The organism is Streptomyces sp. NPDC006197, assembly GCF_040613865.1.
Lineage (GTDB): Bacteria > Actinomycetota > Actinomycetes > Streptomycetales > Streptomycetaceae > Streptomyces.
Genome location: NZ_JBEXSZ010000004.1, coordinates 54,207 through 73,428 on the forward strand (window position 1 = coordinate 54,207; position 19,222 = coordinate 73,428).

Genomic DNA, 19,222 nt, shown 5'->3' on the forward strand with positions numbered 1-19,222 from the left:
CCGCGAAGGCCCGTGACCGCCCGTCCCCCGAGGGGAGCGCACCGTGTCCGACCCCGTCGTCGTCCTCGACGACCTGCGCGACGAGAGCGATGAACTCGACCGTCTCGTCGGAGAGTTGAGCGAGGAGCGGTGGGCCGCGTCCACCCCCGCCCCCGGCTGGACGATCGCCCACCAGATCGCCCACCTCGCCTGGACCGACCGCGCCGCCCTCCTCGCCGCCACCGACGCCGACGCCTTCGCCGCCGAGACCGAGAAGGCCCTCGCCGCCCCCGACCGCTTCGTCGACGAGGGCGCGGAGGAGGGCGCGAAGCTGCCGCCCGCCGAGCTCCTCGCCCGCTGGCGCACCGGCCGCGAGCAGCTCCAGGAGGCCCTGCGCGCGGTCCCGCCCGGAGCCAGGTTCCCCTGGTACGGGCCGCCGATGAGCGCCTCCGCCATGGCCACCGCCCGGCTGATGGAGACCTGGGCGCACGGCCAGGACGTCGCCGACGCCCTCGGGGTGGTCCGGGCGCCCACGGCCCGGCTCCGGCACGTCGCCTGGATCGGCCACCGGGCCCGCGACTACGCCTTCCTGGTACGGGGCGTCCCGGCGCCCGCCGAGCCGTTCCGGGTCGAACTGGTAGCGCCGGACGGCACGTCGTGGACGTACGGGCCCGAGGACGCCGCCCAGCGGGTCACCGGCCCCGCCCTCGACTTCTGCCTGCTCGTCACCCAGCGCCTCCACCGCGACGACACCGCCCTGGTCGCCGTCGGCGAGGACGCCGAGCGGTGGCTCGGCATCGCCCAGGCCTTCGCGGGCCCGGCGGGCGGTGGCCGCGCACCGCACGGGGCCCCCACCAAAACCCCCACCGAGGGGACCGCATGACGGGCGTCCTGCGCGTCGGGAACGCCTCCGGCTTCTACGGCGACCGCTTCGACGCCGTCCGCGAGATGCTGACGGGCGGCGGACTCGACGTCCTCACCGGCGACTACCTCGCCGAACTGACCATGCTCATCCTCGGCCGCGACCAGCTCAAGGACCCGTCCGCCGGCTACGCGAAGACCTTTCTGCGCCAGATGGAGGAGGGCCTCGGTCTCGCCCACGAGCGCGGGGTCCGGATCGTCGCCAACGCGGGCGGCCTCAACCCGGCCGGTCTCGCCGACGCCCTGCGCGCTCTCGCCGCGAAGCTCGGCCTGCCCACCCGCGTCGCCCACGTCGAGGGCGACCTGCTGCCGCCGCGCCACGGAGCGCTGACCGCCAACGCCTACCTCGGCGGCGCGGGCATCGCAGCCTGCCTGGCCGCCGGCGCCGACGTCGTCGTCACCGGCCGCGTCACCGACGCGGCCCTCGTCACCGGCCCCGCGCAGTGGCACTTCGGCTGGGGCCCGGAGGCGTACGACGAGCTGGCGGGCGCGGTCGTCGCCGGGCACGTCCTGGAGTGCGGCACCCAGGCCACCGGCGGCAACTACGCCTTCTTCCGGGGCCACGACGTGCGCCGCCCCGGCTTCCCGGTCGCCGAGCTCCACGCCGACGGCAGCGCGGTCATCACCAAGCACCCCGGCACCGGCGGCCTCGTCGACACCGGCACGGTCACCGCCCAGCTCCTCTACGAGACGGCCGGCTCCCGCTACCCCGGCCCCGACGTGACGGCCCGGCTCGACACCGTCCGCCTCGTCCAGGAGGGCCCCGACCGGGTCCGGATCTCGGGCGTACGGGGAGAGGCCCCGCCCCCGACGCTCAAGGTGGGGCTCAGCAGGCTCGGCGGCTTCCGCAACGAGGTCGTCTTCGTCCTCACCGGCCTCGACGTCGAGGCCAAGGCGGCCCTCCTCCGGGAGCAGCTCCACGACGCCCTGGCGAAGAACCCGCCCGCCGAGGTCCGCTGGGAACTGGCCCGCACCGACCGCCCCGACGCCCCCACCGAGGAGACCGCGAGCGCCCTGCTCCGCCTCGTCGTCCGCGACCGGGACCCCGACAGGGTCGGCCGCGCCGTCACCGGCGCCGCCGTCGAACTGGCCCTCGCGAGCTACCCCGGCTTCCACGTCACCGCCCCGCCCGGCAAGGGCGCCCCCTACGGGGTCTTCGAGACCGCGTACGTGCCGGCCGCCGAGGTCCCGCACACGGCCGTGCTCCCCGACGGGACCCGCCGGGAGGTCCCCGTACCTCCGAGGACCCGGGAGCTGGAACCCGTACCCGACCCGGACCTTCCGCCGCCCCTCCCCGAGGGGCCCACCCGGAGGGCACCCCTCGGCCGGGTCGCGGGAGCGCGCAGCGGCGACAAGGGCGGCGACGCGAACGTCGGGGTCTGGGTCCGTACGGACGAGGAGTGGCGCTGGCTCGCCCACACCCTCACGGTCGACCTCTTCCGCGAACTGCTCCCGGAAACGGCGGAGCTGCCCGTCACCCGGCACCTCCTCCCCAACCTCCGCGCGCTCAACTTCACCGTCGCCGGGATCCTCGGCGAAGGCGTCGCCTCCCAGGCCCGCTTCGACCCCCAGGCCAAGGCCCTCGGCGAATGGCTCCGCTCCCGCCACGTGGACGTACCGGCCGCGCTCCTGCCCGACACCCCGGCCGCGCTCCTGCCCGACACCTCGCCCGACACCCCGGCCGCCCTCCCGCCCGACGTACCGGAGGAACTCCTTTGACCGTCCTCGCCTCCGCCCTCGACACCGGCGGACCCGACTACGCGGCCCACCGCGCCGCCATGCTCGACAAGCTCGCCGCCCTCGACACCGAGCACGCCAAGGCCCTCGCCGGGGGCGGCGAGAAGTACACCGCCCGCCACAGGAAGCGCGGCAAGCTCCTCGCCCGCGAGCGGATCGAACTGCTCGTCGACCCCGACAGCCCCTTCCTGGAGCTGTCACCGCTCGCCGCCTGGGGCAGCGACTACACCGTGGGGGCTTCCCTGGTGACCGGCATCGGGGTCGTCGAGGGCGTGGAGTGCCTGATCACCGCCAACGACCCGACCGTGCGCGGCGGCGCCTCCAACCCGTGGACGCTGAAGAAGGCCCTGCGGGCCAACGAGATCGCGTACGCCAACCGGCTGCCCGTCGTCTCGCTCGTCGAGTCCGGCGGCGCCGACCTGCCCTCCCAGAAGGAGATCTTCATCCCGGGCGGGGCGCTCTTCCGCGACCTCACCCGCCTCTCCGCCGCCGGCATCCCGACCGTCGCCGTCGTCTTCGGGAACTCCACGGCGGGCGGTGCGTACGTCCCCGGCATGTCCGACCACGCCGTGATGATCAGGGAGCGGTCGAAGGTGTTCCTCGGCGGACCGCCGCTGGTGAAGATGGCGACGGGCGAGGAGAGCGACGACGAGTCCCTCGGCGGGGCCGAGATGCACGCGCGCACGAGCGGCCTCGCCGACCACTACGCCGTCGACGAGGCCGACGCGATCCGCCAGGCCCGCCGGATCGTCGCCCGCCTCAACCACCGCAAACACCACGGGGACCCCGGACCGGCCGAACCCCCGAAGTACGACCCCGAGGAGCTCCTCGGGATCGTCCCCGGCGACCTCAAGACGCCGTTCGACCCGCGCGAGGTGATCGCCCGGATCGTCGACGGCTCGGACTTCGACGAGTTCAAGCCGCTGTACGGGGCCAGCCTCGTCACCGGCTGGGCGCGGCTGCACGGCTACCCGGTGGGCATGATCGCCAACGCGCAGGGCGTCCTCTTCTCCGCCGAGTCGCAGAAGGCCGCGCAGTTCATCCAGCTCGCCAACCAGCGCGACATCCCGCTCGTCTTCCTCCACAACACCACCGGCTACATGGTCGGCAAGGAGTACGAGCAGGGCGGCATCATCAAGCACGGCGCCATGATGATCAACGCCGTGGCGAACTCCCGCGTGCCCCACCTCTCCGTCCTCATGGGGGCGTCGTACGGCGCCGGGCACTACGGCATGTGCGGCCGGGCCTACGACCCGCGCTTCCTCTTCGCCTGGCCGAGCGCGAAGTCCGCCGTCATGGGCCCGCAGCAGCTCGCCGGCGTCCTGTCCATCGTGGCGCGGGCCTCCGCCGCCGCGAAGGGGCAGCCGTACGACGACGAGGCCGACGCCGGACTGCGGGCCCTCGTCGAGGCGCAGATCGAGTCCGAGTCGCTGCCGATGTTCCTCTCCGGGCGGCTCTACGACGACGGGGTCATCGACCCCCGCGACACCCGCACGGTCCTCGGGCTGTGCCTCTCCGCGATCCACACGGCACCGGTCGAGGGCGCGCGCGGCGGCTTCGGCGTCTTCCGAATGTGAGGCACTGATGATTTCGACCGTACTGGTCGCGAACCGGGGCGAGATCGCCTGCCGGGTCTTCCGTACCTGCCGTGAGCTGGGCATCTCCACCGTCGCCGTGTACTCCGACGCGGACGCCGACGCCCTGCACGTCCGGGAGGCCGACGCGGCGGTGCGGCTGCCGGGAGCCGCGCCCTCGGAGACGTATCTGCGCGGCGACCTCGTCGTCGCGGCGGCGCTCGCGGCGGGCGCCGACGCCGTCCACCCCGGCTACGGCTTCCTCTCCGAGAACGCCGACTTCGCACGGGCGGTCACCGACGCGGGCCTGGTGTGGATCGGGCCGCCGCCCGAGGCGATCGAGGCGATGGCGTCGAAGACCCGCGCGAAGGAACTCCTGGGGATCGAGCCCCTGGGCGAGGTGACGGAGGCCGACCTGCCCGTCCTGGTGAAGGCGGCGGCGGGCGGCGGCGGCCGGGGCATGCGGATCGTACGGGAACTGGCGTCTCTCGAGGGGGAGTTGCGGGCGGCGTCGGCGGAGGCGGCGAGTGCCTTCGGGGACGGCGAGGTGTTCGTCGAGCCGTACGTGGAGAACGGCCGGCACGTCGAGGTGCAGCTCCTCTGCGACGCCCACGGCACGGTCTGGGCGCTCGGCACCCGCGACTGCTCCCTCCAGCGCCGGCACCAGAAGGTCGTCGAGGAGGCCCCGGCGCCCGGCCTGCCCGCCGCCCTGGAGGCCTCCCTCCTCGACACCGCCGTACGGGCCGCCAAGGCCGTCGGCTACGTCGGCGCGGGCACCGTCGAGTTCCTGGTCGCCGGCGTCCCCCAAGCTCTCGGCTCCGCTCGAGCAGGGGGGACCCCCAAGGCGCACTTCCTGGAGATGAACACCCGCCTCCAGGTCGAGCACCCGGTCACCGAGGAGGTGTACGGCGTCGACCTCGTCGCCCTCCAGCTCGCCGTCGCCGAGGGCCGCGCCCTGCCCGCCGAGCCGCCCGCCCCCCGCGGCCACGCCGTCGAGGCCCGGCTCTACGCCGAGGACCCGGCGAGGGGGTGGGCCCCACAGACCGGTGTTCTGCACAGCTTCGACGTCCCCGGAGACGTGCGCGTCGACACCGGCTATGCCTCCGGGGACGCGATCGGCGTCCACTACGACCCGATGCTCGCCAAGGTGATCGCCCACGCCCCGACCCGGGAGCAGGCGCTCCGGAAGCTCGCCCACGCCCTGGAACGGGCCCGCGTGCACGGTCCCGTCACCAACCGGGACCTGCTCGTGGCGTCCCTCCGCCACCCGGAGTACGCCGACCCGGCCGCCCTCGACACCGGCTTCTACGAGCGGAACCTCGACGCCCTGACCGCGCCTCCGCCGGGCGGGGAGTACGCGGCCGTGGCCGCCGCCCTGGCCTCGGCGGCCTCCCGCGAGGGCCGCTTCGGCGGCGGCTGGCGCAACGTCCGCTCGCAGGACGAGGTCCGGGCCTACGGCGACCACGAGATCCGCTACCGGCCGACCCGGGCCGGCGGCTACGAGGTAGTGTCCCCGGAGGGCGTACGGGTGCTGTCGGCGGCCCCGGACTCCGTACGGCTCGAAGTGGCGGGCGTGGCGAGGACCTTCGAGGTCACGGCCTACGAGGACACCGTCCACGCCGGCCGCCACCGCCTCACCGCCCGCCCCCGCTTCACCGACCCCGCCGACCTGCGGGAACCCGGCTCCCTGCTCGCCCCCATGCCCGGCACCGTCGTCCGGGTCGCGGACGGCCTCACCGTCGGCGACCGGGTCGCCGCCGGGCAGCCCCTGCTCTGGCTGGAGGCCATGAAGATGGAGCACCGCGTCTTTGCCCCCGCCTCCGGCACGCTCACCGCGCTCCACGCCGTCCCCGGCCGCCAGGTCGAGGTCGGTGCCCTGCTCGCCGTCGTACAGACCGATGCACACGTCGTACAGACCGATGCACAGGAGGAAGACCCCGTATGAGCACCGACATCGAGCCGCAGGAACACACCGCGCTCCGGGCCGCCGTCTCCGCCCTCGGCCACCGCCACGGCCCCGGCTTCGACCGCGCCGAGCTCTGGGCCGAGGCGGGCAAGCTCGGCTATCTGGGCGTGAACCTGCCCGAGGAGTACGGCGGCGGGGGCGGCGGCATGGCCGAGCTGTCCATCGTCCTGGAGGAGGCGGGCGCGGCCGGGGCCCCGATGCTGATGATGGTCGTCTCGCCCGCCATCTGCGGCACGGTCATCGCCCGCTTCGGCACCGAGGAGCAGAAGCGGACCTGGCTCCCCGGCCTCGCGGACGGGTCGAGGACGATGGCCTTCGGCATCACCGAGCCCGACGCGGGCTCCAACTCCCACCGCATCACGACGACGGCGACCCGCACGGAGGAAGGCTGGGTCCTGAACGGCCGCAAGGTCTTCGTCTCGGGCGTCGACATCGCCGACGCGACCCTGATCGTGGGCCGTACCTCCGACGCCCGCACGGGGAACCTGAAGCCCTGCCTGTTCATCGTCCCGCGCGACGCACCCGGCTTCGGGCGCCGGCACATCGAGATGGAACTGGACGCGGACGAGAAGCAGTTCGAGCTGACCCTGGACGAGGTGCACCTCCCCTTCGAGGCGCTCGTCGGCGACGAGGACGCGGGTCTCCTCCAGCTCTTCGCGGGCCTCAACCCCGAGCGGATCATGACGGCGGCGTTCGCGATCGGCATGGGCCGGTACGCCCTCGCGCAGGCGGTGAAGTACGCGAAGGAACGCCAGGTCTGGAAGGCCCCGATCGGCGCCCACCAGGCCATCGCCCACCCGCTCGCCCAGGCGCACATCGAGCTCGAACTGGCCCGGCTGATGATGCAGAAGGCGGCGCGGCTGTACGACGCGGGCGACGACACGGGGGCGGGCGAGGCCGCGAACATGGCGAAGTACGCGGCGGCCGAGGCGTGCGTGAAGGCCGTGGACACGTCCGTCCACACCCTCGGCGGCAACGGCCTCACCAAGGAGTTCGGCCTGGCCCGCCTGGTCACGGCCGCCCGCGTGGCGAGGATCGCCCCGGTCAGCCGGGAGATGATCCTGAACTACGTCTCCCACCAGACGCTGGGGCTGCCCAAGTCGTACTGACGTCCCGCCGGGCCGCGGGGGTGGCACCTGGGTATGACACGGCGGTTGGCTCCGGGGTGTGACGACGGGGGCGGCGAGGGGGCGCGAGGGTACGGGCATCCGCCGCACGAGCCGAGGAGCCCGTCGATGTCCGCGCCGATGACCCTGGTCCGCCGAACCCTCCACACCGCCGCCCGCGCGTTCCTGGCACTGCCGGCCGGCCTCGCGGCGGTCGTGCTGACCCTGACCGGGCAGCCGGGCCGGGCCGCCCGCCTGCGGGCCCGGCTCGCCGGCGGCGACGGCTGGACCGGCCGCCGGGTCCTCGGCCGGGCCGTGCTCGGGCTGCCGCTGGACGCGGTGGCCTTCGTCCTCGTCGGATACGCGCTGTTCAACTCGGTCCGGAACTTCGGCTATCCGCTCTGGTACCTGGACACCGACTACCACCAGGCCTGGGGCGGCCCGACGATGGCCGGCGTCTGGGCGGTCCACGCCGGCGGCTGGCTCCTGTGCCTCGCCGTCCTCCTCCACTGGCCGGTCCGCTGGCTCGCCGGGGGCCAGCGGGCCCTGGACCGGCGCCTGACGTCTCGACTCGGTTGATTCCGCCTCCGGTTGTGAAGACCGCGTGTAGGATCCCTGCATTTCGCTCACGTCCGAGCGTCATGAGCCCCCGGGAGAGACGCGCGTGTACCAGAACACCCACCAGTACCAGCCCCCGCCGCCGTGGACGCCGCCCCGCCGCTGGTGGCAGCACCCCGCCCTGGTCGTCACCCTGCTGGTGATCTTCCCGCCGGGCGGCATAGCCCTGGCCTGGCTGAGCCGCTGGACCACCCGGACCAAGATCGTGGCCACGGTCCTGTCGGCCCTGTGGTTCGTCATCGCCCTCGCCGTCGACGACCCGAAGCAGGACGGCACGGACGCCCCGAAGCCCGCCGCGACGGCGACGGCCCCCGCGACCCCGACGCCCACCACGCAGAGCCCCACCCCGGAGCCGGCCCCGACCACCGAGGCACCCACCCCGTCGGCGACGCCCACCACCGTCGCGCCGACCCCGGAGCCGACCACCGCCCCGCCCCGGACCTCCGCCCCGAAGCCCGCCCGCACCCGCACCCCGGCGCCGGAGCCCACCACCGAGGAGCCGGAGCCCGCGCAGACCACGGAGGAGGCCCCCTCCGACGTCTACTACGCCAACTGCTCCGCCGTCCGCGCCGCCGGCGCCGCCCCCATCCACCGGGGAGAGCCCGGCTACGACAGCCACCTCGACCGCGACGGCGACGGAGTGGCCTGCGAACGCTGACCCACCGGCCACAAACCATGCAGGCACGCTTGATTGTTTTTCGGAGGGCTGACAGGGTCTCCCCAAGTCCCGCCCGCAGCAGCGATCCTGGCGACCACCTTCCACCTCTCCAGGGGGCCGACGCATGGTGTTCCACAGCGAGTACGAGGCCGTTCCCACCCTCTCCCTGCCCATCCACGACGCCGTCCTCGGACGCGCCGCCGCGTACGGGGACACCCCGGCCCTCATCGACGGGGCCGGGGAGCTGACGCTCACGTACGGGCAGGTCGACGCCTTCCACCGGCGGGTGGCCGCCGGGCTCGCGGAGGCCGGGGTGCGCAAGGGGGACGTCCTCGCCCTGCACAGCCCCAACACCGTCCTGTTCCCGGTCGCGTTCTACGCCGCCACACGCGCGGGCGCGTCCGTCACCACCGTGCACCCGCTGGCCACACCGGAGGAGTTCGCCAAGCAGCTCCGCGACTCCTCCGCGCGGTGGATCGTGACGGTCTCCCCGCTGCTCGCCTCCGCCCGCGCCGCCGCCGAACTCGCGGGCGGCATCGAGGAGATCCTCGTCTGCGACCGGGCCCCGGCGGGTGGGGGAGTCCGCTCGCTCCAGGAGTTCCTCGCCTCCACCGGGCCCGTCCCCGAGATCGCCGTCGACCCCGACGAGGACGTCGCCGCCCTCCCGTACTCCTCCGGCACCACCGGCGTCCCCAAGGGCGTCATGCTCACCCACACCTCCATCGCCACCAACCTGGCGCAGCTGGAGCCGCTGATCCCGATGGGCCCGGGCGACCGCATCCTCGCCGTCCTGCCCTTCTTCCACATCTACGGCCTCACCGCCCTCATGAACGCGCCCCTCCGCCGGGGCGCCACCGTCGTCGTCCTGCCCCGCTTCGAGCTCGACACCTTCCTCAGCGCCATCCAGAAGCACCGCATCAACGGCCTGTACGTCGCCCCGCCGATCGTCCTCGCCCTCGCCAAGCACCCGGCCGTCGCCGACTACGACCTGTCCTCCCTGGAGTACGTCGTCAGCGCCGCCGCCCCCCTCGACGCCGCCCTCGCCGAAGCCTGCTCCACCCGCCTCGGCCTGCCGCCCGTCCGGCAGGCGTACGGCATGACCGAGCTGTCCCCGGGCACCCACGTCACTCCGCTCGACGCCGCCACGCCCCCGCCCGGCACCGTCGGCCGGCTGCTGCCCTCCACCGAGATGCGGATCCTCTCCCTCGACGACCCCGCGAAGGACGCCGCACCCGGCGAGGAGGGCGAGATCGCCATCCGCGGCCCCCAGGTCATGAAGGGCTACCTGGGCCGCCCCGACGCCACCGCCGCCATGATCGACGCCGACGGCTGGGTGCACACCGGCGACATCGGCCGCGTCGACGCCGACGGCTGGCTCTTCGTCGTCGACCGCGTGAAGGAGCTGATCAAGTACAAGGGCTTCCAGGTCGCCCCCGCCGAACTCGAAGCGCTGCTCCTCACCCACGAGGGCGTCGCCGACGCCGCCGTCATCGGCGTCACCGACCCGGACGGCACCGAGATCCCCAAGGCCTTCGTCGTCCGCCACCCCACCGCACCCGGCCTCACCGCCGACGAGGTCACCGCATACGTCGCCGCAAGGGTCTCCCCCTACAAGAAGGTCCGCGCCGTGGAGTTCATCGACACCGTCCCCCGGGCAGCGTCCGGAAAAATCCTCCGAAGGGAACTGAGGGAACGCGCATGACCCTGCCCCTGATCGACGTCACCGAGGAGCGGGGCATCACCACCCTCGCCCTGAACTCCCCGGCCACCCGCAACGCCCTCTCCGCCCCGCTCGTCACCGAGCTCGCCGACGCGCTCACCGCCTGCGGCAAGGACCCGGCGATCCGGGCGGTCGTCCTCACCCACACCGGCTCCACCTTCAGCGCGGGCGCCGACCTGAAGGCGCCGCCCAGCCCGTACGCCTTCGTGGACCTGCTCCGGCAGGTCGTCGAGCTGCCGAAACCGGTCGTCGTCCACGTCACCCCCGGCAGCCACACCCGCGCCGGCGGCCTCGGCCTGCTCGGCGCGGCCGACATCGTCCTCGCGGGGGAAGGGGCGGACTTCGCGCTCACCGAGGTACGGATCGGGGTCGCGCCCGCCGTCATCTCCCTCACCCTCCTGCCGCGCCTCGAACCGCGCGCGGCCGCCCGGCACTACCTGACCGGCGAGCGGTTCGGCGTCCCCGAGGCGATCGGCATGGGCCTCGTGACCGCCGGCGACCAGGAGCTCCCCGGCATCCTCGACGCGCTGCGCGCCGGCTCCCCGCAGGGCCTGCGGGAGGCGAAACGACTGGTCACCGCTAGAGTCCTGGAGACCTTCGAACGCGACGCGGAGGACCTGGTGCGGCGATCGGCCACGCTCTTCGCCTCCGCCGAGGCGCGCGAGGGGATGACGGCCTTCCTCGAACGACGGGACCCCGCATGGCGGCTCTGACCGCGCCCAGACCGGACCGGAGCGACCGGAACCCCAAGCAGGACAGGAGCCGCGCCACCCGGCAGCGGCTCCTGGAGGCCGCCGTGTCCTGCCTGGCCGAGCACGGCTGGGCGGGCTCCACGGTCGCCGTCGTCGCCGAACGGGCCGGCGTCTCCCGGGGCGCCGCCCAGCACCACTTCCCGACCCGCGAGGACCTCTTCACGGCCGCCGTCGAGTACGTCGCGGAGGAGCGCTCGCAGGCCCTGCGGGCGGTCCGCACGGACGACCGCGAACAGGCCGTCGCCGCCCTCGTCGGCCTCTACACCGGGCCCCTCTTCCGGGCCGCGCTCCACCTGTGGGTCGCCGCCTCCGGCGAGGAGCAGCTCCGCGAGCGGGTCACCGAGCTTGAGGCCCGCGTCGGGCGCGAGTCCCACCGCGTCGCCGTCGAGGTCCTGGGCGCCGACGAGACCCGGCCCGGCGTCCGCGAGACCGTCCAGGGCCTCCTGGACATGGCCCGCGGCCTGGGCCTCGCCACCCTCCTCACGGACGACCGCGCCCGCCGGGAACGGGTGGTGTCCCAGTGGGCGCGGCTGGTGAGCGAGGCGCTGAGCCCGTAAACCGGTCAGGCGGTCAGACGCCCGGGACCCTGAGCGACTAGACGCCCGGGATCGCGCGCGCCCGGAAGGCGTCGCGCACGGCCGTCGCGGCCTGCGTGCCGTACATCTTCTGCGCGGTCGCGACCGTCGTCAGGGCCGCGTCCTTGAAGCTGGTGTCGGCGGCGAAGCCGAACTGCGCGTTCACGATGATCCGGTCGGCCGTGCGGGCGCCGAGCTCGTTCCGGATGTCGAAGAGCGCCCGGGACCAGATCTCGCCGTCCGCGTGGACCTCGCCCACGCGGTCCGCGTAGGTCTTGGTGCCGTCGATGCGGCGCAGGCAGTGCGGGGCCGCGCTGTAGCCGGTCGAGTCCCAGTCGGCGACGCAGGCCAGGTCGGCCTTCATCGGCCAGCCGTACCTGGCGTCCGCGTTCGCGCCGACCTCCACGGCCAGGTAGTCGCCGAAGGCCTCGCCGATCGCGCCGGCCTCCGGGGAGGTGCCGAAGCCGGGCACCTGGGCGTTGTGCACGGCGTGGCCGTACTCGTGGACGATGACCTCGGCGTCCTCGGCGTCGTCCACGCCGCCCTTGCCGAAGCGGATCTCGGCCTTCTTGTCGGTGAAGAAGGAGTTGTCGGCGCCCCACTGGTTGAGGCGGACCGGCTGCACCCGGTCGTTCGCCCCGCGCAGCTCGGAGCCGAAGCCGAGGCCCTGGAGGTACTCCTGCGCCTCGTTGACCCAGAAGTACGCCATGACCTGCTCGAACTCGTCGTCGGAGCGGTCGTACGAGGCGGCGTCGGCGGCCTTCGCGGGGTTGCCGGTCTCGGAGCGGACGGCGGCCCACCTGCCGGACAGGCCGCCGCTCGCGTCGAGGTTGCGGAGCGCGGCGGTGGCGTACGCGGAGGCGGGGACGTCGCTCACCGCGTCCTTGTGGTCGGTGAGGGTCTGGTCGCCCGAGGACTGGACCGGGTTCACCATGAAGACGCGGGCCTGCGGCGCGGCGGTGGCGGCGGAGGCTCCCGCGGACGGGAGCAGCGCCGCGGTGGCGGCGGCCACGGTGACGGCGGCCGCGGCGGCCAGGCCACGAGAGGTGCGGCGGGTCATGGACATCCTCCTGCGATGGGATGCGACGACGGGAAGCTTGGCGTGTACTCAACACGCAATGGCGGCGATCTTCGCGCAAGCCCGCCACTTTGAACAGACTTTGAGCCATCGCGGCACAGGACGTGACGGGGACCACAGTGGCCCGCCCGCCACCGCAGTACGCTGACTCCATGCCTCTGCTCGTACGCCGTCGCCACGTGGACTACGTCCGCGTCACGAGCATGGGCTGTCGCCGCTCCGCCTGACCTTCCGGGGTACCACTCCACACCCCTGCGGGTCCCTCGTCCGAGCACCAAGCCGACCGGCACCCGTGGCCCCCGCCCCACCCTTCGCGGCCGCCCCGGGCACCCGTACACCCCGCGGATGCATACACATGACGAACAGCTCGTACCCCTCGCAGCTCCCCATCGTCGACCTCTCGGCGGCCGACAAAGACCCCCAGGCACGGAAGCTGCTCCACGCGCAGCTCCACTCGGCCGCCCACGACGTGGGCTTCTTCCAGCTCATCGGGCACGGCATCACCGAGGCCGAGACCCAGGCCCTCACCTCGGCCATGCACGCCTTCTTCGCCCTGCCCGAGGCCAACCGGCTCGCCCTCGACAACATCAACTCGCCGCACTTCCGCGGCTACACCCGCATCGGCGACGAGCGCACCGGCGGCGCCCGCGACTGGCGCGACCAGCTCGACATCGGCGCCGAGCGCCCCGCGCGCGAACCCGGCCCCTGGGAAGCCCCGTACTGGTGGCTCGAAGGCCCCAACCAGTGGCCCGCCGCCCTCCCCGAGCTCCGCACGGCCGCCCTGCACTGGATCGACCGCCTCAGCGGCGTCGCCGAGCGGCTCCTCCACGAGCTGCTCGCCTCCATCGGAGCGCCCCAGGACTTCTACGACGACATCTTCGGCCCGCACGCCCACCCGCACCTCAAGCTGGTGCGCTACCCGGGCAGCAGCGGCGAGGGCGACGACCAGGGCGTCGGCGCGCACAAGGACTACGGCTTCCTCACCCTGCTGCTCCAGGACCACGTCGGCGGACTCCAGGTGCAGCGCGAGGACGGGATGTTCCACGACGTGCCGCCGCTCCCGGGCGCCTTCGTCGTCAACCTGGGCGAGCTCCTGGAGGTCGCCACGAACGGCTACCTGATCGCGACGAACCACCGGGTGGTCTCGCCGCCCGGGGCGACGGAACGATTCTCCGTGCCGTTCTTCTACAACCCGCGCCTCGACGCCCGGATCACGCCGCTCCAGTTCCCCTTCGCGGACCGCGCCCCCGGCGTCACGGCCGACCCGGCGAACCCGCTGTTCGCCGAGTACGGACGCAACGAACTGAAGGGCAAGCTCCGCGCCCACCCGCTGACCACGGCCCGCCACCACGCGGACCTGCTGCTCTCGCAGGAGCAGCCGGCCCAGCTGGTCTGACCCGGGGCGTCCGGCCGGGCCGACGGGCACCCGGCCGGACCGACCGGTCCGGCTCAGCCGGTGATGTCGCCGTACCCCTCGACCTCGCGCGGGTCCCGCTGGCCGGGGCCCGTGTAGCGGGCCGAGGGACGCACGAGGCGGCCGGTGCGCTTCTGCTCCAGGATGTGCGCCGACCAGCCGGCCGTACGCGCGCACGTGAACATCGACGTGAACATGTGCGCCGGGACCTCGGCGAAGTCGAGCACGATCGCGGCCCAGAACTCCACGTTCGTCGCCAGCACCCGGTCGGGGCGGCGGTTGTGCAGCTCCTCCAGGGCGGCCTTCTCCAGGGCCTCGGCGACCTCGAAGCGCGGCGCCGCCAGCTCCTTGGCCGTACGACGGAGCACGCGCGCGCGGGGGTCCTCGGCGCGGTAGACGCGGTGGCCGAAGCCCATGAGGCGCTCGCCCTTGTCGAGAGCCTGCTTCACGTACGCGGTGGCGTCGCCGGTCCGCTCGATCTCCTCGATCATGCCGAGGACGCGGGAGGGCGCGCCGCCGTGCAGCGGACCGGACATGGCGCCGACGGCACCGGAGAGCGAGGCGGCGACATCGGCACCGGTGGAGGCGATCACCCGCGCGGTGAACGTGGAGGCGTTCATGCCGTGCTCGGCGGCGGAGGTCCAGTAGGCGTCGACGGCCTTCACGTGCTTCGGGTCGGGCTCGCCGCGCCAGCGGATCATGAAGCGCTCGACGATGGACTCCGCCTTGTCGATCTCGCTCTGCGGGACCATCGGCAGGCCCTGGCCGCGCGCCGACTGCGCGACGTACGAGAGGGCCATGACGGCCGCGCGGGCGAGGTCGTCGCGGGCCTGCTCGGCGGAGATGTCGAGGAGCGGTTTGAGACCCCACACGGGCGCGAGCATCGCGAGCGCGGACTGCACGTCGACGCGGATGTCACCGGAGTGCACGGGGATCGGGAACGGCTCGGCGGCCGGCAGGCCCGGGTTGAACGCGCCGTCGACGAGCAGGCCCCAGACGTTCCCGAAGGAGACGTGGCCGACGAGGTCCTCGATGTCGACCCCGCGGTAGCGGAGGGCGCCGCCCTCCTTGTCGGGTTCGGCGATCTCCGTCTCGAACGCGACGACTCCCTCGAGCCCGGGTACGAAGTCGGACATCAGGCAGCTCCTCTATCGATGATCGATCAACCGTGTTGGTCGATGGTGGGGAATCAACAGTCATCCAGCGGAAGAGTCTGTACGGTTCCGATGATGCGGGGAAGCGTGACATCCGGCACACTGCGCCGATCCGGCGAGAGAGGATTAACGCCCCGTGGTGCCGGGCACACTGGGGCGCTGCGGCAGGATGGCCCTGTGACCGATCCCGTGACCGACGCCCTGGATCCCGCCGACATGCGCGAGCAGTACCGCACCACGGAGCTGTCCGCGGCCGACCTCGCCCCCGAACCGATCGGGCAGTTCGCCCGCTGGTTCAAGGAGACCGCCGCGAACCCGGCGATCCACGAACCGAACGCGATGATCGTCTCGACGGCGACCCCCGACGGCCGCCCGTCGTCCCGCACGGTCCTCCTCAAGCACTACGACGAGGCCGGCTTCGTCTTCTTCACCAACTACGAGTCCCGCAAGGGAAGGGAGCTCTCGGCGAACCCGTACGCCTCCCTCCTCTTCCCCTGGCACCCGCTGGCCCGCCAGGTCATCGTCACCGGCCGCGCGACCCGCGTCGGCCGCGACGAGACCGTCGCCTACTTCCGCACCCGCCCCCACGGCTCCCAGCTCGGCGCCTGGGCCAGCCCCCAGTCCACGGTGATCCCGTCCCGCGCGGACCTCCTCGCCCGCTACGAGGAACTGGCCGCCCGCTACCCCGACCACGAACAGGTCCCGGTCCCCCCGTCCTGGGGCGGCATCCGCGTCGTCCCCGAGGCGGTCGAGTTCTGGCAGGGCCACGAGAACCGCCTCCACGACCGCCTCCGCTACGTCCACGAGACGGACGGGACGTGGCGGGTGGAACGCCTGGCGCCCTGACGGTCGGCATGTGGCGAGCGTCACGATGAACGTTTCTGCGAGGTGGAGAGGGCGTCGCTGTTCCATACAGTCGGTGCATGCAGTTGCGATACAACTACCGCGTGTATCCGAGCTCTGCTCAGCGCGCGGCGCTGGCCAAGGCGTTCGGATGCGCGCGTGTGGTGTTCAACGACGGCCTTCGGGTACGGCAGGAGGCACACGCCGCAGGACTGCCGTATGTGAAGGACGCCGAGCTGCAGAAGCAGGTGATCACCGCAGCGAAGCGCACCGAAGGACGCACGTGGCTCGGTGAGGTGTCATCGGTGGTTCTCGTGCAGTCCCTGCGTGACTTGCACACGGCCTACCGGAACTTCTTCTCCTCCCTCACCTGTAAGCGCCGGGGACCGAAGGTGGCCGCACCCCGGCTCAAGTCCAAGAGGGATCGCCGTCAGTCGATCCGGCTGACGGCGAACGGATTCAGCCTCCGGGGCAACGGCCGGTTGTACGTGGCGAAGGTCGGCGAGCTGCGGGTGCGCTGGTCGCGACCGCTGCCGGCACCGCCGACCTCGGTGACCATCACGTCGGACGCGGCGGAGCGCTACTGGGCCTCGTTCGTCGTCGAAGTCGCTCCGGAGGCCCTTTCCGAGGTCGGGGCCGACACCGGCATCGATCTCGGGCTGCGGCACTTCGCCGTGCTGAGCGACGGCTCCAAGATCGACAGCCCTCGCTTCTTCAGGAGGGCGGAGAAGAAGCTCAAGCGCATGCGGAAGTCCCTGGGCCGAAAGGTCCAGGGCAGCCGCAACCGGGCCAAGGCGCGGAAGCGGATCGCACGGCAACACGCGCGCGTGGCCAATCAGCGGCGGGACTGGCACCACAAGCTCTCCACCCGGATCATCCGCGAGAACCAAGCGGTGTACGTGGAGACGCTCCCTGTCGGAGGCATGGGGCGCACGTGGCTCGCCAAGTCCGTGTACGACGCCGGATGGGCCGCGTTCGTCGGCATGCTGGAGTACAAGGCGGCGAAGCACGGCCGGACGTTCGTGAAGGTCGACCGGACCTTCCCCTCCTCGCAGCTGTGCTCGGTGTGCGGTCACCGGGACGGGCCCAAGCCGCTCCATGTCCGGGAGTGGACGTGCGGGCGATGTGGATCCGTGCACGACCGTGATCACAACGCTGGAAGGAACGTCCTGTTCGAAGGACGCCGTATCGTCGCCGCTGGACAGGCGGAGACGCGAAACGCCTTGCCGAGCGTCGGTAAGACCAGAGCGAAAGCTGTGGCGCAGCGCGGTGAAGCAGGAAGCCGCCGGAAGGGTCCGAGGACTCAGGCCGGAGTCCTTGCCCCATAAGGGGCGGGAGCGTGTCAATGCGTTGGTCTCGGCAGTGCGACGTACACGGGGACGCCGGCATGCAGGCGCCCCGTGGGCCTTGGTCCCGTCCGCTCGCGAGTTCGGACGAGAGCCGGCCGGACTTACCGGCGGCCCACGGGGCGGGTGACTGCTGGATGTTCGGCAGAAGGCCTGCCGAGGTGCACAGAGTGCGACTGTCAGGCCTTAGCCCGCAGCCACCTCACGAGTCCGAAAAGAAACCATTTTTTCGGATCACCTCCTTTCGCGTGTACCCACACCCTACGAACCGTCCGTCCCCCGCTCAAGCGATTTATTCAGGTGATTCGAAACGAATGATTCAGGCGAAGGTGATGTGCTCTGGGTCACGTTCCAGTTGAATGGTCCCAGCATGGGGGGTGCCTGGATGAGCGCATTCACAGAGGCCGCGAGCGGCGCCGTGTCCGTTCCGGGGGCGGGGGCCGATCTGCTGGCCGCGTTGCTCGACGGGATGGACGCCGCGCTCTGCGCGTTCGACGCCGACGGGACGATCACGCACTGGAACCGGGAGGCCGAGCGGATCCTCGGCTGGTCCGCCGCCGAGGCGGTCGGGCGCCGCGGGTTCGAGGGGTGGGCGGCGCGGAGCGCGGACGCCGAGGAGACCCTGGGCCGGCTGATGAGAGCCATGAAGGGCCCCGGGCGCCAGGTCCACGAGTTCGTACTGCTGCGCAAGGACGGCGGGCGCGTCCTCGTACGGAGCCAGGCCGCGGGCGTGCGCGGCGCGGACGGCAGCCCGGCGGGCGTGTACTGCGCGTTCAGCGAGGTCCACGTCCAGCTCGACCTGGAGCGGTCCGTGGCCCTCAGCGAGGCCCTGTTCGACGACGCCTCCTGGGGCGTCGTCCTCGTCGACGCCGACCTGCGCCCCGCCATGGTCAACGCCCACGCGGCCCGCGCCTTCGGGACCGGCCGCACGGCCCTGCTCGGGCGGCCCCTCGGCGACGTCGTCGTGCACGGCGCGGAGGAGCTGGAGGCCGCCCTCCAGCACGTCCTGGCCGAGGGCACGCCGTCCGCCCCCGCCGAGGTGTGGGTGACGCTGCGGACCGGCTCGGAGGAGCGGCGCCGGTGCTGGCGCAGCGGTTTCCTGCTGCTGTCCTCGCCGATGGCCGAGGAGCCGGTGCCGCTGGGCGTGGCCTGGCTGTTCCAGGACGTCACGGAGGAGCGCCTCGCGGCCCGCGAGGCCGACCGGCTGCGGTTCCGGTGGAGCCAGCTGCACCGGGCGGGCGCGGCGGCCGCGGAGTGCGAGGACCCGGCCGAGGCGGCGACGGTCCTGCTCGACTTCGCCCTGGCCGGGTTCGCCGACCACGCCCTCGTGGACCGTCCCGCGGGGGAGCGGCGCCTCACGCGGACCCTGGCCACCCCGGCGGGCGCCGCCCCCGGCCCGTCCTCGCCCGTCGTGGGCGGCGGCATCCCGCTGCGGTACGGGCCCCGGCACCCGGCGCTCCAGGCCTGGGACCGGGCGGGCACGGTGCGGGCGAGCGCGGGGCGGACCGCGGAGGTGTGGGCGGAGGCCCACCAGTGGCCGGGGGACGCGGCCCACGCCCTGTGCGTGGTCCTGCGCTCCCGGGGCCGCACCCTCGGCGTCCTGACGTTCCTGCGGGCCGCCTGCCGCGCGCCCTTCGAGCGCGAGGACGCGGTCTACGGCGAGGCGGTGGCGTCCCGGGTGGCGACGTCCCTGGACCTGCTGGACCTCGTCGACAGGCCCCAGGGCCTGTCCGGCGGATCAGGGTCAGACAGACCCTAGCCCTCCCGTACACCCACTTTTT

The 19,222-nt window shown here is 73.1% G+C and carries 16 protein-coding genes; 14 read left to right on the forward strand and 2 right to left on the reverse strand.

The features are described 5' to 3' along the window. The first annotated feature begins 43 nt into the window (after positions 1–43). The 10 genes from ABZ318_RS01970 (at position 44) to ABZ318_RS02015 (ending at position 11,588) form a co-directional block, all read left to right on the forward strand. Positions 44–862 (forward strand): TIGR03084 family metal-binding protein, encoded by an 819-nt coding sequence (locus tag ABZ318_RS01970; protein WP_356900534.1) that lies wholly within the window; start codon positions 44–46, stop codon positions 860–862. Next, positions 859–2,619, forward strand: coding sequence for an acyclic terpene utilization AtuA family protein (locus ABZ318_RS01975; RefSeq protein WP_356900535.1), 1,761 nt, complete (start codon positions 859–861; stop codon positions 2,617–2,619). The genes ABZ318_RS01970 and ABZ318_RS01975 overlap by 4 nt, the downstream gene beginning before the upstream one ends. Then, on the forward strand, positions 2,616–4,214 hold the full coding sequence (locus tag ABZ318_RS01980) for a carboxyl transferase domain-containing protein (RefSeq protein ID WP_356900536.1): 1,599 nt from the start codon (positions 2,616–2,618) through the stop codon (positions 4,212–4,214). Before ABZ318_RS01975 ends, ABZ318_RS01980 begins: the two co-directional genes overlap by 4 nt. 7 nt (positions 4,215–4,221) lie before the next feature. Then, entirely contained in the window at positions 4,222–6,156 is a 1,935-nt protein-coding gene (locus ABZ318_RS01985; RefSeq protein WP_356900537.1) for a biotin carboxylase N-terminal domain-containing protein, read from the forward strand. Continuing rightward, the gene (locus ABZ318_RS01990) at positions 6,153–7,286 is read left to right on the forward strand and encodes an acyl-CoA dehydrogenase family protein (protein ID WP_356900538.1); all 1,134 of its coding nucleotides are present in this window, start codon (positions 6,153–6,155) and stop codon (positions 7,284–7,286) included. The genes ABZ318_RS01985 and ABZ318_RS01990 overlap by 4 nt, the downstream gene beginning before the upstream one ends. A gap of 126 nt (positions 7,287–7,412) precedes the next feature. Then, positions 7,413–7,862 carry a hypothetical protein gene (locus tag ABZ318_RS01995; protein ID WP_356900539.1) on the forward strand — a complete coding sequence of 150 codons (450 nt, stop codon included), beginning with the start codon at positions 7,413–7,415 and terminating at the stop codon, positions 7,860–7,862. Positions 7,863–7,947: 85 nt separating this feature from the next. Continuing rightward, entirely contained in the window at positions 7,948–8,559 is a 612-nt protein-coding gene (locus ABZ318_RS02000) for an excalibur calcium-binding domain-containing protein (RefSeq protein ID WP_356900540.1), read from the forward strand. Between the two features lie 124 nt (positions 8,560–8,683). Further along, positions 8,684–10,261: a 4-coumarate--CoA ligase family protein gene (locus tag ABZ318_RS02005; RefSeq protein WP_356900541.1), complete on the forward strand. Its 1,578-nt coding sequence runs from the start codon at positions 8,684–8,686 to the stop codon at positions 10,259–10,261. Then, complete coding sequence (locus tag ABZ318_RS02010) at positions 10,258–10,992, forward strand: enoyl-CoA hydratase family protein (protein WP_356900542.1); 735 nt, start codon at positions 10,258–10,260, stop codon at positions 10,990–10,992. The genes ABZ318_RS02005 and ABZ318_RS02010 overlap by 4 nt, the downstream gene beginning before the upstream one ends. Then, positions 10,980–11,588, forward strand: coding sequence for a TetR/AcrR family transcriptional regulator (locus ABZ318_RS02015; protein WP_356900543.1), 609 nt, complete (start codon positions 10,980–10,982; stop codon positions 11,586–11,588). Before ABZ318_RS02010 ends, ABZ318_RS02015 begins: the two co-directional genes overlap by 13 nt. A gap of 37 nt (positions 11,589–11,625) precedes the next feature. Here ABZ318_RS02015 and ABZ318_RS02020 read toward each other — a convergent pair whose 3' ends face one another. Next, complete coding sequence (locus tag ABZ318_RS02020) at positions 11,626–12,666, reverse strand: M4 family metallopeptidase (protein WP_356900544.1); 1,041 nt, start codon at positions 12,664–12,666, stop codon at positions 11,626–11,628. 373 nt (positions 12,667–13,039) lie between these two features. On the opposite strand from ABZ318_RS02020, the gene ABZ318_RS02025 reads away from it, so the two are divergent. Then, positions 13,040–14,080: a 2-oxoglutarate and iron-dependent oxygenase domain-containing protein gene (locus ABZ318_RS02025; protein WP_356900545.1), complete on the forward strand. Its 1,041-nt coding sequence runs from the start codon at positions 13,040–13,042 to the stop codon at positions 14,078–14,080. Between the two features lie 53 nt (positions 14,081–14,133). Here ABZ318_RS02025 and ABZ318_RS02030 read toward each other — a convergent pair whose 3' ends face one another. After that, positions 14,134–15,234: a citrate synthase 2 gene (locus ABZ318_RS02030; RefSeq protein WP_356900546.1), complete on the reverse strand. Its 1,101-nt coding sequence runs from the start codon at positions 15,232–15,234 to the stop codon at positions 14,134–14,136. A gap of 234 nt (positions 15,235–15,468) precedes the next feature. On the opposite strand from ABZ318_RS02030, the gene pdxH reads away from it, so the two are divergent. The 3 genes from pdxH (at position 15,469) to ABZ318_RS02045 (ending at position 19,200) form a co-directional block, all read left to right on the forward strand. Next, positions 15,469–16,098, forward strand: a complete 630-nt coding sequence (gene pdxH / locus ABZ318_RS02035; RefSeq protein ID WP_356900599.1) for a pyridoxamine 5'-phosphate oxidase — start codon at positions 15,469–15,471, stop codon at positions 16,096–16,098. 77 nt (positions 16,099–16,175) lie between these two features. After that, entirely contained in the window at positions 16,176–17,423 is a 1,248-nt protein-coding gene (locus tag ABZ318_RS02040; protein WP_356900547.1) for an RNA-guided endonuclease TnpB family protein, read from the forward strand. Between the two features lie 403 nt (positions 17,424–17,826). Beyond that, a complete protein-coding gene (locus ABZ318_RS02045; protein WP_356900548.1) occupies positions 17,827–19,200 on the forward strand; it encodes a PAS domain-containing protein in 1,374 nt (457 codons plus the stop codon). Positions 19,201–19,222 lie beyond the last annotated feature (22 nt).